Here is a 12,151-nt window from a genome sequence, read left to right on the forward strand (position 1 = left end):
GCGAACAATCGACGTCTCGCAAAACAGATGGCGTGCGCTTCAAAGCAACATCGTTTGCGCCTGCGAATTAATTACTTTCTGAAACTACTCAGCCGTCGTCGATTCTCGCTATCGCCGCGGGTCGACACGACCGCGCGGTCATTTCAATGACATCGACGGGCAACGGGTCGATGGGCGGAAAATCAGCCTCACAGCGAAATCGCCTGCAGCGCAAAATGTTTCCATGTCTCCGACTCAGCAACTGTCTCCGAGGGCCTTTCGCCTGGCAACGCCATCGTGTGTATCGCTCCGTTGAGCGTCGCTTTGTGCTGTCCGCACGCGAGTAGACCACCCTGGCGTCACGTCGCCTAGCAAACTGATCAGGTGGGGCACAACGAGCGGTGCAGCCTCTGCCCGGGCGGGCGGGCGGCGCGGCTCCGAACGCGACGGCGCACCGCAGGAATTAACTCGGCAGCTATGGCGTTCGGCTAGCGGTGGCGAACGCGACGAGATCCAATAAAATCAGCCCGTCGGGCATTAATCGGGGGGCACCGTGTTGAGGCTTCTCAAGCGGGTATGGATTCCGCTGGTCGTGGTCGTGGCACTGATCATCGGCGGCGTTGCGGTGGACAGACTTAACGGCGTCTTCCCAGGACCTGGCGTGCCCAAGCCCGATCCGCGGGATGCGACCCCGCCGTACGCGGCCAAGACCGCCATCTACGAAATCCTGGGACCGCCCGGGACGACCGGCGTCGTCAACTGGATGGATGCGGATGCACAACCGCAGAAGGCCAACTTCACCACGTTGCCGTGGTCGCAGACCATCGTCGCCGAGATGCCCGGCATCTTCGCCTACGTCGTCGCCCAAGGTGACGGCCCCTCCATCGGCTGCCGGATCACCGTCGACGGCAAATTGGTCGATCAACAACAGGTCAACACGCGTGACGCGCAGGTCTCCTGCTTGGACAAATCCGCGTGACCGACGACACGGACGAAATCCCCGTCGCGCCACACACCGAAGTTGAGCGCAAACCGCGTCTGGCCCACGCCATCCACGTCCTGGCGCTGCCGATCGTTGTGTTCTGGCTGTTGCTTGCGGTCGGCGTCAACGTCTTCGTCCCACAGTTGGAGAAGGTTGCCGAGGACGTCTCGGTGCCGCTCTCGCCATCCGATGCGCCTTCGGTGACCGGGATGAAGCACATCGGGGAGAAATTCAAGGAGTACGACTCCGACAACCTCGTCCTGGTGACCCTGGTCGGGGAGAAACCTCTCGGCGAGGAGGCTCACCGGTACTACGACGATCTGGTCAAGAAGCTGAAGCAGGACACCACACACGTCGAGCATGCACTGAATTTCTGGGGGCAGCGGTTTACGGCATCGGGTGTCGAGAGCTATGACCACAAGTCCGCCTACGTCCAGGTCAACCTGCGCGGCGACCAGGGCGGCGCCGTCGGCGACAAGTCGGTTGACGCGGTTCGCCAGATCGTCGCGGATTCGAAGCCGCCGCCGGGGGTGAAGGCCTACGTCGCGGGTCAGGGAGCCCTGACCGACGACACGATCGTTGTCGGTAACGCGAGCCTGTTCAAGATGACGATCATCACCGTCATCATCATCGCGATCATGCTGATGTTCGTCTATCGGTCCATCGGCACCGTGCTGCTGACAATGGTGATTCTGTTCGTCGGACTGGCCACCGGCCGAGGCGTGGTAGCGCTGCTGGGCGACACCGGCATCATGGGGCTGTCGACCTTTGCCGTCAACTTGCTGACGGCGCTGGCCATCGCGGCCGGGACCGACTACGCGATATTCATGGTGGGCCGCTACCAGGAGGGGCGCGAGCGGGGTCTAGACCGCGAAGCCGCCTACTACGACACCTTCGCCGGGGTTACCAAGGTGGTGCTGGGCTCGGGTTTGACGATCGTCGGGGCGCTGGCCTGTCTGCATTTCACTCGGCTGCCCTACTTCAGTTCGCTGGCGTTTCCGTGCGCAATCGGTCTGCTGGTGGTGGTGGCCGCCGGGGTGACCCTGACACCGGCGCTGATCGTGTTCGCAAGCGGCTTTGGTCTATTCGATCCGAAGCGAAAGTTCAACTACACCCGGTGGCGCCGCCTGGCGACGGCCATCGTGCGGTGGCCGGCGCCCATCCTCGCCACCTCCGTCATCCTGGCGATCGTCGGCGCCCTGGGATTGATGGGCTTCAACCCGCGCTACAACGACCTGTACTACCTACCGAAGAGTGCGTCCTCGGTTCAGGCGTACACCGCGGCCGATCAACACTTCACCCAGGCCCGTTTGAATCCGGACCTTCTGATGATCGAATCGGACCACGATCTGCGCAATCCCACCGACATGCTGGTCCTGGACAAGATTGCTGGAGCCATCTTCCGGGTGCCCGGCATCGAACGGGTGCAGAGCATCACCAGGCCACTCGGCCCGCCAATTCAAGACGGATCCATTCCGTTTCAGCTCAGCGTGCAGAGCGCGCCCATCCGCGACAACCTCAGCTACCTGAAGGACCGTGTCGCCGACCTCAAGAAGATCACCGGTTTCCTCGACACCCAGATCGCCCTATTAGAGCGCCAGTACGACGTGACTAAGAAGCTCGCGAACGCCGCGGACGATAGCTCGAAAACCGCGGCGAGCACCGCGGCTATCACGGATGAAATCCGAGACCACATCGCGGATTTCGACGACTTCTGGAGACCGATTCGCAGTTACTTCTATTGGGAGAAGCACTGCTTCGACATCCCGATCTGCTGGTCGCTACGAAGTCTGTTCGACGCCCTGGACGGATTCGATCAGCTCGCCGAGCAGTTCCACAATCTCACGAAAGACCTCGGCGACACGGCTAAGGCGACGCACGAACTGCTGGCGATTATTCCCGAGAATATCGCCACCTCGAAGGCGATCCGGGATACGACGCTGACCATCTACAGCTCGTTCGACAGTCTGATCGATCAGTTCGACCGGCTGACCGACACGAACGCCGTAATGGGCAAGTCCTTCAACGACTCTCAGGTGGAGAGCCTCTTCTACCTGCCGCCCGAGATCTTCCAGAACCCGGACTTCCAGCTGGGGTTGAGCTTGATGGTGTCGCCGGACGGCAAGGCCGCTCGCTTCATCATCACTCACGCAGTGGATCCGGCGACGACGGAAGGAATCGCGTCCGTCGCTCAGGAGCGACAAGCGGCCAAGGAGGCGCTGAAACTCACCTCGCTGCAGAACGCCGACATGTACCTCGGCGGTACTGCCGCAACGTTTTCCGACATCGCCACCGGCGCTAAGTACGACCTGATGATCGCCGGGGTGGCCTCGATCGTGCTCATCTTCATCATCATGGTGATCGTCACCCGCGCTTTGGTCGCTGCGGGCGTCATCGTCGGAACGATCGTGATGTCACTGGGAGCGGCCTTCGGGTTCTCGACACTGATTTGGCAGCACCTTCTTAATTTCCAGTTGCACTGGGTGGCAACCGAATTCGCGTTAATCGTGCTCTTGGCGGTGGGGTCAGATTACAACCTGATGCTGGTGTCCCGGATCGAGGAGGAGATCGGAGCCGGCCTGAAAACGGGACTCATCCGCGGCATGGGTGTCACCGGCCCGGTGGTGACTGCCGCCGGTGTGGTGTTCGCCGTCACCATGGGCACGATGATCACCAGCGATCTCCGGGCGATCGGCCAATTCGGCACCACGATCGGCATTGGCCTTCTGTTCGACACCTTCGTCGTCCGATCGCTCATCACGCCGTCGATCATGACGGTGATGGGACGCTGGTTCTGGTGGCCGAAGCGGGTACGGGTCCGCCCGGCCAGCCAGATGCTCCGGTCCATCGGGCCGCGCCCGCTGGTTCGTGCACTGCTGTACCAGCCGCGGCACGCGGGCCCGCCGGATCCGCAGACGTAACGCCCTGCGGCACAGCACGCGCCGAGGATGCGTGCCGCTCAACCGATGCTCTACCAGGAAATTCGGACTGCTGAACAACGGCGTCGTTCCGCCTCGTTCGGGTTCAGTCCCGCTCGTTACCAGCGGTGGTGTTTGCGGGTCTTGACGGCGCCAACGCTCACGATCTACTGCTCGGGGCTCGCAGGACTCGTCGGGGTGGTAGGACTCGTCGGGGTAGTAGAACTCGTCGGGGTAGTAGAACTCGTCGGGCTGGTAGAACTCGTCGGGCTGGTAGAACTCGTCGGGGTGGCAGGACTCGTCGGCCTGGTAGAACTCGTCGGGCTGGTAGGACCCGTTGGGCTCACGGGGCTCGTAGGGCCTGTCGAGCTCGTGGGAGTCGCGGGCGTCGAGCTCGCGAGGCCTGGGCCTTCGCCACACCAGTCCGCCACATCTTTCGGGTACTGCTCGAGCGGTAGCGGGCAACGCTGCCCCGGCGGGAAATTGGCGCCGGCGTTGAGTAGATCGCAGGGCACATAGACCTGCTTGCCTTTGGGGGTGTTGGTCAAACACTTCGTCGACGGATCGGCATGGCCCTGGGCAGGGAGGACGATCGCCACCGCCAAAGTGGCGAGCACCCCGATAGCAAAGCGATAGATCATGAACCCTCCTTTATCCAGCCCCTGTGAGGATTGAACTCTGCTGAAAGATAGTCAGCCACAGCCGACGAAAAAGAAAACTGGCCAGAACTTGTGGCCTTGACCAGCACCTTCTCAGGTGGAGCTGCCGGGAATCGAACCCGCTAGAAAAGCCGGTGTTACCTGCGGGACTGCGGAACTCCAGGTGCTGGCATCTAGTGGGAGTACCCGAGCGCGGCGCCATCCGGTCTGCCGATCACCTCGGGGCGGCAACAGCGGTTGTGAGCCAACGCGTCGCGGCACCGCCGGAGAGGTGGACGCCGTCCCCTCCATGCACGAAGCTCACGTCCAGCAGTCAAACCCGACCCTTCGACAGGACAACACCACAGCGATCCTGATCAACGAGCAGTTCCCGTCACGGGTCAGTTCTACTCACCACGGTTCGAGCAGGATCTGTGCATTGCGAATACCAGATTCGAGTAGGTCGTCGGAGAGTTCACGATCGGATACGGCGCGGGCGAGTTGCATGGTGGCGACGAGGATGGTGAACAGCCCCAGCGCCGTTGTGCGTGCGGAGGACGGGTCGTTCGGAGCCAGGTGCGTCGCAATGACGTCGACGATGGATTGCATTCCCTCGGTGTAGGAATCGCGGACGGCGTCGCCGCAGCGGCCGATCTCATCGAGCAGCGCAGCGTTGGGACAGCCCGTGCCCAGATCATCGCGATGGCCTGGCGTGAGATATCCGCGCACGAATTCCTCCAGTGCCGCTCGGCCCTTGGGTAGCGAGGCGAGGACGGCACGCTGGGTGGCCAGTTGATCGGCGACCACGTTGGCGACGAGATCGTCCTTGGAGTCGAAGTGCGCATAGAACGCGCCGTTGGTCAGCCCCGCGTCAGTCATGAGCGCGGCAACACCTGAACCGTCGATGCCGTCCTGCTTGAAACGTCGGCCGGCGGATTCGATGATCCGCCGCCGCGTTCCGGCTTTGTGCCCTGCGTCGTACCTCGCCATAGCGTCCTCCGTCACTAAAAGTCCTACTTGCGGATCTTAGCCGATTAACTTACAGTCATAATATTACGGTCATACGCCAATGACGTCTACAACGAGGAAGACCACCCCGATGACTTCTCTGCACGATCCCCTACAGCTGGCCTGCGGACAGGTGCTGCCGAACCGGATCATGAAAGCCGCGATGAGCGAAGCGCTCGCCGACTCGGGAAACTCGCCCGGTACCCGTCTCGAGCGGCTGTACCGCAGGTGGAGTCAGGGCGGATACGGGTTGCTGGTCACCGGCAACGTGATGGTCGATCGCACTCAGTTGGGCGAACCCGACAACGTGGTGATCGAGGACGACCGTGACCTTGACGCACTGACGGTGTGGGCGAAGTCCTCTCACGACGCCGGCGTGCCGATCTGGATCCAGCTCAATCACCCCGGCCGCCAGTCCAACCCCCTCGCCGTGGGCCACACTCCGGTGGCGCCGAGTGCCGTGCCGATGAGTCTCCCCGGTTCGCCGACACCGCGCGAACTGACGTCACCCGAGATCGAGGACATCATCGAACGATTCGTGACGGCGGCCGCAGTGTGCGAGACGGCCGGATTCGACGGCGTCCAGGTGCACGGTGCGCATGGTTACCTCGTCACACAGTTCCTCTCACCGCTGACCAACCTCCGTGACGACGACTGGGGCGGCGACCCACGGCGACGGATGCGATTCGTCCTCGAGATCGTCCGCCGCATCCGGGCTCGGGTATCCCCCGGCTTCGCAGTGAGCGTGAAGCTCAACTCGGCGGACTTCCAACGTGGTGGATTCAGCGAGGACGAGTCACGCGACGTGGTCGCTGCCCTGGCCGGCGAAGGCCTCGACATGATCGAGATCAGCGGCGGCAACTACGAATCGCCTGCCATGGCGGGGTCCGCCGCCGCCAGTACCCGCGCCCGCGAAGCCTACTTCCTCGACTACGCGCGCACGGTACGGCAATTGGCAGGTGATGTGCCGCTGGCGGTAACGGGCGGATTCCGGTCACGCGAGGCCATCCAAGAAGCGCTGCGCGCCGGTGACTGCGATGTGGTCGGGCTCGCCCGTCCGACAGTGACAACCCCCGACGCGGCGGCCGCCATCCTGTCAGAGCGCCTGGACATACTGCCGACCCGAGAGCTGCGTTACGGGATGCGCCGCGTGCTGGGCAGGTTCGTCGACGTCAAGGCGCTCGACGGCGTCCTCAACATCAGTTGGAACACCGATCAACTGCACCGGCTGGGTGCGGGACTCGACCCTGATCTCGACCGAGGGCGGCTGGCCACGACGGTGGCCATGCTCCACCGCAACGGCACTACCTCGTTCGGCCCCAAGCGGGGCATCCGATGACGCGTCAGTCCTACGACCTGCGCGGGAAGGTCGTGCTCATCACCGGCGGGACCGGCGGAATCGGCAGTGCTACCGCACGTGAACTCATCCGCCGTGGCGCGAAAGTGGCGATCGTGGACGTCGATCCGCGGACGCCACAGATCGCCGCGCGCATGTCGTCACATTCGGCCATGGGCACCGTCGCCGACGTGTGTTCTCGCGAGGCTCTCGACGTCGCCGTCACCGAAGTCGTCGACCGCTTCGGGCGGCTTGACGTCGCGGTAGCCAACGCCGGCATCCTCTCTCGCGCCGCCACTTTGCGCACCACGCCGACGTCCTCGATCGAGTCTCTACTCGCGGTCAACGTGGCCGGCGTCGTGAACACGATCCAGGCCGCCATGGATCAGGTCATCGCTCACCGCGGCCAATTCGTCCTCATCAGTTCGGTGTTCGCGTTTCTCAACGGCATGGGCACCATTCCGTACGCGATGAGCAAGGCAGCCGTCGAACAGCTCGGCCGCGGGCTGCGCGTGGAACTCGCCGCGCACGGCGTCTCAACCACGATCGCCTACTTCTCGCTTATCGACACCAACATGATCAAGCACGGCGTCGACGACGATCCTATCGTCGACGAACTGCTCGCGGCGCTGCCCCGGCCGCTCCTCAAGCGCCTTCAACCCGACACTGCCGCAACAGCACTCGCCGACGGCCTCGCCCATCGTTCGCCGCGCGTCATGGAGCCATCCAGATGGATGCCCCTATCGGCGCTGCGCGGGCTCCTCGCGCCCGCAATGGATTCGCATCTGGCCCACGACCGGCGGACCCTTGCTGCCCTGTCCACACTCGACACACGAGCCGACGTCGCACCGTGACAACCAACCATCCCGATCTCCCTGCGGGGACGCGCGATCACATCGAAAGGCATGAAATGGCCACGTGGAAAGACGCACCCACCCAGATGATCGACGTCAACGGCGTCGAGTTCGCATACCGCGAACTGGGCTCCGGCTCAGAGGTTCCGGTGGTGTTTCTCCACCACCTGACAGCGGTCCTCGACGACTGGGACCCGCGGATCATCGACGGCGTGGCGGCGCACCACCGGGTGATCGCCTTCGATAACCGCGGTGTCGGCGCAACGGGCTCTTCGGTGCCATCCACGGTCGAGCAGATGGGCACCGACGCGATCGCTTTCATCCGTGCCTTGGGCCTCGAAAGGGTTGACCTATTCGGATTTTCGCTGGGCGGCGGCGTCGCGCAGATGATCGCCTTACAGGCGCCGGACCTCGTGCGGCGCATGATCCTGGCCGGCACCGGACCGCGCGGCGGCGGCGGCATCGACAAAATGGCAACCATTGTCGGGGTCGCCTACCTCAAAGCAGCACTCACGTTCAGTGACCCCAGGAACTTTTTGTTCTTCCCGCGTACCGCCGACGGCAAACACGCCGCGTCGGACTACCTCAACCGCCTCAAGGAGCGCACCCAGAACCGCGACAAACGAATCTCGATGCAGGCCCGCATCGCTCAGCTCAAAGCCATCCGGCACGCGGGGCTGAGCGACCCCGACGACCTGTCGGTCATCACCCATCCCGTCCTCGTCGCCAACGGCGACCACGACCTCATGGTCGACAGCAGTCACTCGGCCGACATGGCACGCCGACTGCCCAACGCCCGACTGAAGATCTACCCGAACTCGGGACACGGCGGAGTATTCCAGCACCACCGAACCTTCGTCCCCGATGCGCTGCAATTCCTCGCCGAGGAAAGAGCTTTCGACACCGTTAGGAGAACGTCATGAACTTACATTCGAGTCAACACAACGACGCGATCACGTCGTACAAACATGCGCCATCGCGCACGGTCACCGCAGGGGGTGTCACCTACGCCTACCGCGAACTTGGGCCCACGGGCGGGATTCCGGTCATCTTCTTCGTCCACCTCGCCGCCACGCTGGACAACTGGGACCCCCGGATCATCGATCCCATCGCTGCGCACCATCACGTCATTGCCTTCGACAACCGCGGCGTGGGAGCCTCCACCGGAACCGTTCCCGACACCGTCGAGTCCATGGCCGACGACGCCTACACCTTCATCACCGCACTCGGTTTCGACACCGTCGACATCTTCTCCTTCTCCCTCGGCGGCATGGTCGCCCAGGCACTGGTGATCAAACATCCTGAACTCGTCCGCAAGCTGATCCTCACCGGAACCGGGCCCGCAGGGGGAGAAGGCATCGACAAGGTTGCCGGGACCACCTACTACGACACATTGCGCGCCACCCTCACTCGGAAGGACCCCAAGGAGTTCCTGTTCTTCAACCGTGACGACACCGGCAAACGAGCCGCACGTGCATTCGTCGAACGCCTCGAAGAACGCGCCGAAGATCGAGACGCACCGATCACGGTGAGGGCCTTCCGGACCCAACTCAAAGCGATCAAGCGTTGGGGCCGCTCAACACCCGTCGACCTGTCCGTGATCACAAAGCCGACATTGATCGCCAACGGCGACAACGACCGTATGGTTCCCACGGCCCTCTCCGAAGACATGCACCGTCGCATCACGGGCTCGAAGCTCATCATCTATCCCGACTCCGGTCACGGTGCGATCTTCCAGTACCACCACGAGTTCGTGACTACCGCAATAAATTTCATTGATCATTACACCGATCGGTATGCAAGGAGTGAGCATGACTCAGCTAGGTAGCGGCAGCCGGCGAAGATTGCAATGGACCCTGGGGGTGCTCGCGGTGATACCCGCGGCGAGCGCGGCCGGTGAGATTCTTCGAGGCCCGCAGGGGGTGCCGGGCGGCTCACCCGATGTGAGTCCGACCGTGGACAGTTCCCTGCGCTATGCCAATGCGTTCAAATTCGCGGTCGGGCCTGTGATCTGGTCTCAACTCCGACATATCGAGCAGTCACCCGCCGTGTCTTTCGCGGCTTTAACCATCGCGTTTGGCGGCCTCACGCGGCTGAGGTCATGGCAACAACGCGGGCGTCCGCACCCCGTCACCGTGGGGGCAATCGCCCTCGAGACCATCGGAGTGCCGATCCTGCTCGCATGGCAGCGGAACATTGCTGCGAAGGCGGTGTGAAACAGATGCCTTCCGTACTGGTTACCGGCGCAGGCAGAGGAATCGGTCGGGCGATCGCCGAGCACATGAGCCGGCGAGGCTGGGACGTCTATGCCACCGCTCGCTCCGATGCCGCCCTCAACAGCCTCGACCGTCTGCCCAATGTTCACGCGATTTCCCTCGACATCACCGACAGGTCCGCCATTGCAGCACTTCCCGATCAGCTTCCCGCTGAGCTGAACGGCGTCGTCAACAACGCCGGCATCATCGTCAACGGACCGGTCGAGGGGTTGTCCCTCGACGATCTGACACAGCAACTCAACGTCAACGTCATCTCGCAGATCGCGGTGACGCAAGCGGTGCTGCCGAAGATCCGTGCCGCCCACGGCCGGGTGGTGTTCATGTCCTCGGTCAGCGGATTGATCACCACACCGGGCACCGGCGCCTACACCGCATCAAAGTACGCGATCGAATCCCTGGCCGACGCACTCCGTATGGAATTACGTCCATGGCGCATCCCCGTGTCACTCATCGAGCCAGGGCCGATCCGTACCGATATGTGGGCTGGCGTGCTCGACGACTACGACCATATGACCAAACAGCTCAGTGACGAGCATCGCCGACTGTATGCGTCGCACCTCGCTGGGAGCCGGAAGTTGTTGGGACGTATGCAAAAACTCGCTGCCGATCCCAAGAGGGTCACGAAGGCCATCGATCACGCGCTGACATCGAGGCGTCCGAAGCGTCGCTATCTTCTAGACATCGTCAGTCGCGCCCAGAAAGCCGTCGTCGCGATCACGCCGACCGCGGTCAACGACGCGGTTCTGGCAGCGGCAACCACGTCGAAATGAGGGCAGCTGCGCGCGGTGTGGTGAAGGGTGTTCGCTCCTGGGTTCCGGTGGTGTCGAGCACAAGTTGAGATGTGGATGGAAAAGAAAACTGGCCAGAGCTCATTCCGTGCCGAAGGCAAAAACCGTTGTCGAATCGTAGGTCTGGCCTGCGTTGAGCGTGGTCGTCGGGAAGTTCGGGTGATTCGGCGAATCCGGGTAGTGCTGGGTCTCCATCGTGAATCCCGCGCCCCGCCGGTAGACATGCCCGCTGGTGCCCGTGAACACCCCGTCGATGAAGTTGGACGTGTAGAACTGCACCCCGGGCTCGGTAGTGGAGACGGTCAGGGCTCGCCCGGTCTGCGGGTCCACTGCCACGGCCGCGTGGACCAGCCCGGTGTTGCTGCCGCGGTTGATCACCCAGTTGTGGTCGTAGCCCTGGGCCAGCAGCAGCTGCGGGTCATTCGCGGTGATATGCGCGCCGATCGCAGTCGGTGAGGTGAAATCGAACGGTGTGCCCTGCACCGCGGCGATCTGGCCGGTCGGGATCTGGGTGGCGTCGGTTGGGGTGTAGTTGTCGGCATGGATGGTGACCCTCTGGTCGTAGACGTCGAGCGTCTCCTCACCTGCCAGGTTGAAGTAGCTGTGATTGGTCAGATTGATCACGGTTGGCGCATCGGTGGTCGCGTGGTAGTTGAGGCGCAGTTCGTTATTCTGGTTCAGGGTGTAGGTGACGGTGGTTGTCAGTGTTCCGGGGTAGCCCATTTCGCCTGCGGGACTGACATATTGGAGCTTCAAGCCCACGCTGTCGCTACCGTTCTGCTGACTGGCCTGCCACACCTTCGTATCGAAGCCCGCGGTGCCACCATGCAGGCTGTTGCCGTTGTTGTTGATCGGCACGTGATACTCGATGCCGTTCAGCGAGAAGGTTCCCTTGGCGATCCGGTTGCCGTAGCGGCCGATGATCGCACCGAAATAGGTCTTGGCGGATCCGGTGTTGTTCAGGTAACCGGCCAGGGTCGGAAAGCCCAGCACCACATTGTCGACGTGTCCGGTGCGATCGGGGACCTCGATCGACTGAATGATGCCGCCATAGCTCAGGATTCGCACGCGCATGCCGTGCCCGCTGGTGAGCGTGTAGCGGCTCACCGGGGTCCCGCCCACCTGACCGAACGGCTCGCTGGTGATCGAGGGCGGCTCTGCGGGTGTGGTGGTCGTGTTGCTACATGCCGCCAAGCCGGCGATGGCGATCAGCAGAAGCAATCGTTTGCCGTCCACGGCGCTCCTCGCACTCGTACCTAACCCACCCGTGCGCCAAAATTGCTGCTCATGACGACGTAAGGATCGCCCATTCGGAGCACCGGGTCGAAGCAATCGATCCAGTCAAACGAAAGGGCCGCATCTCTGCGGCCCT

Annotated in this window: 10 protein-coding genes; 8 read left to right on the top strand and 2 right to left on the bottom strand. The window is 62.9% G+C overall.

Annotated elements, in window-relative coordinates; all coding sequences use genetic code 11:
* Nucleotides 1-535 precede the first annotated feature (535 nt).
* On the top strand, nucleotides 536-958 hold the full coding sequence (locus ACZY0B_RS24200) for an MmpS family transport accessory protein (protein ID WP_463766781.1): 423 nt from the start codon (nucleotides 536-538) through the stop codon (nucleotides 956-958).
* Nucleotides 955-3,882, top strand: a complete 2,928-nt coding sequence (locus tag ACZY0B_RS24205; RefSeq protein ID WP_463766771.1) for an MMPL/RND family transporter — start codon at nucleotides 955-957, stop codon at nucleotides 3,880-3,882. Before ACZY0B_RS24200 ends, ACZY0B_RS24205 begins: the two co-directional genes overlap by 4 nt.
* Before the next feature lie 1,046 nt (nucleotides 3,883-4,928).
* Here ACZY0B_RS24205 and ACZY0B_RS24210 read toward each other — a convergent pair.
* Nucleotides 4,929-5,507: a TetR family transcriptional regulator gene (locus ACZY0B_RS24210; protein WP_463766772.1), complete on the bottom strand. Its 579-nt coding sequence runs from the start codon at nucleotides 5,505-5,507 to the stop codon at nucleotides 4,929-4,931.
* A gap of 109 nt (nucleotides 5,508-5,616) precedes the next feature.
* Between ACZY0B_RS24210 and ACZY0B_RS24215 the strand changes: the two genes are divergently transcribed.
* Genes ACZY0B_RS24215 through ACZY0B_RS24240 form a run of 6 tightly spaced genes read left to right on the top strand, consistent with a single transcriptional unit; the run spans nucleotide 5,617 to nucleotide 10,761 of the window.
* Nucleotides 5,617-6,864, top strand: a complete 1,248-nt coding sequence (locus ACZY0B_RS24215; protein ID WP_463766773.1) for an NADH:flavin oxidoreductase/NADH oxidase family protein — start codon at nucleotides 5,617-5,619, stop codon at nucleotides 6,862-6,864.
* A complete protein-coding gene (locus ACZY0B_RS24220; RefSeq protein ID WP_463766774.1) occupies nucleotides 6,861-7,715 on the top strand; it encodes an SDR family NAD(P)-dependent oxidoreductase in 855 nt (284 codons plus the stop codon). The genes ACZY0B_RS24215 and ACZY0B_RS24220 overlap by 4 nt, the downstream gene beginning before the upstream one ends.
* A 56-nt stretch (nucleotides 7,716-7,771) precedes the next feature.
* On the top strand, nucleotides 7,772-8,638 hold the full coding sequence (locus ACZY0B_RS24225) for an alpha/beta fold hydrolase (protein ID WP_463766775.1): 867 nt from the start codon (nucleotides 7,772-7,774) through the stop codon (nucleotides 8,636-8,638).
* Nucleotides 8,635-9,543 carry an alpha/beta fold hydrolase gene (locus ACZY0B_RS24230; protein WP_463766776.1) on the top strand — a complete coding sequence of 303 codons (909 nt, stop codon included), beginning with the start codon at nucleotides 8,635-8,637 and terminating at the stop codon, nucleotides 9,541-9,543. The genes ACZY0B_RS24225 and ACZY0B_RS24230 overlap by 4 nt, the downstream gene beginning before the upstream one ends.
* A complete protein-coding gene (locus ACZY0B_RS24235) occupies nucleotides 9,527-9,931 on the top strand; it encodes a DUF4345 domain-containing protein (protein WP_463766777.1) in 405 nt (134 codons plus the stop codon). The genes ACZY0B_RS24230 and ACZY0B_RS24235 overlap by 17 nt, the downstream gene beginning before the upstream one ends.
* A gap of 5 nt (nucleotides 9,932-9,936) precedes the next feature.
* Nucleotides 9,937-10,761, top strand: a complete 825-nt coding sequence (locus tag ACZY0B_RS24240; RefSeq protein ID WP_463766778.1) for an SDR family oxidoreductase — start codon at nucleotides 9,937-9,939, stop codon at nucleotides 10,759-10,761.
* A gap of 99 nt (nucleotides 10,762-10,860) precedes the next feature.
* Here the strand turns inward: ACZY0B_RS24240 and ACZY0B_RS24245 are convergent, their stop codons facing one another.
* Entirely contained in the window at nucleotides 10,861-12,015 is a 1,155-nt protein-coding gene (locus ACZY0B_RS24245; protein ID WP_463766779.1) for an aldose epimerase family protein, read from the bottom strand.
* Nucleotides 12,016-12,151 lie beyond the last annotated feature (136 nt).

It is taken from the genome of Mycobacterium sp. IDUB_19, from assembly GCF_055419445.1.

Coding starts and splice junctions, on each gene's coding strand:
- ACZY0B_RS24230 (WP_463766776.1), top strand. CDS start 8,635: ATGAACTTACATTCGAGTCAACACAACGACGCGATCACGTCGTACAAA.
- ACZY0B_RS24215 (WP_463766773.1), top strand. CDS start 5,617: ATGACTTCTCTGCACGATCCCCTACAGCTGGCCTGCGGACAGGTGCTG.
- ACZY0B_RS24235 (WP_463766777.1), top strand. CDS start 9,527: ATGACTCAGCTAGGTAGCGGCAGCCGGCGAAGATTGCAATGGACCCTG.
- ACZY0B_RS24210 (WP_463766772.1), bottom strand. CDS start 5,507: ATGGCGAGGTACGACGCAGGGCACAAAGCCGGAACGCGGCGGCGGATC.
- ACZY0B_RS24220 (WP_463766774.1), top strand. CDS start 6,861: ATGACGCGTCAGTCCTACGACCTGCGCGGGAAGGTCGTGCTCATCACC.
- ACZY0B_RS24225 (WP_463766775.1), top strand. CDS start 7,772: ATGGCCACGTGGAAAGACGCACCCACCCAGATGATCGACGTCAACGGC.
- ACZY0B_RS24240 (WP_463766778.1), top strand. CDS start 9,937: ATGCCTTCCGTACTGGTTACCGGCGCAGGCAGAGGAATCGGTCGGGCG.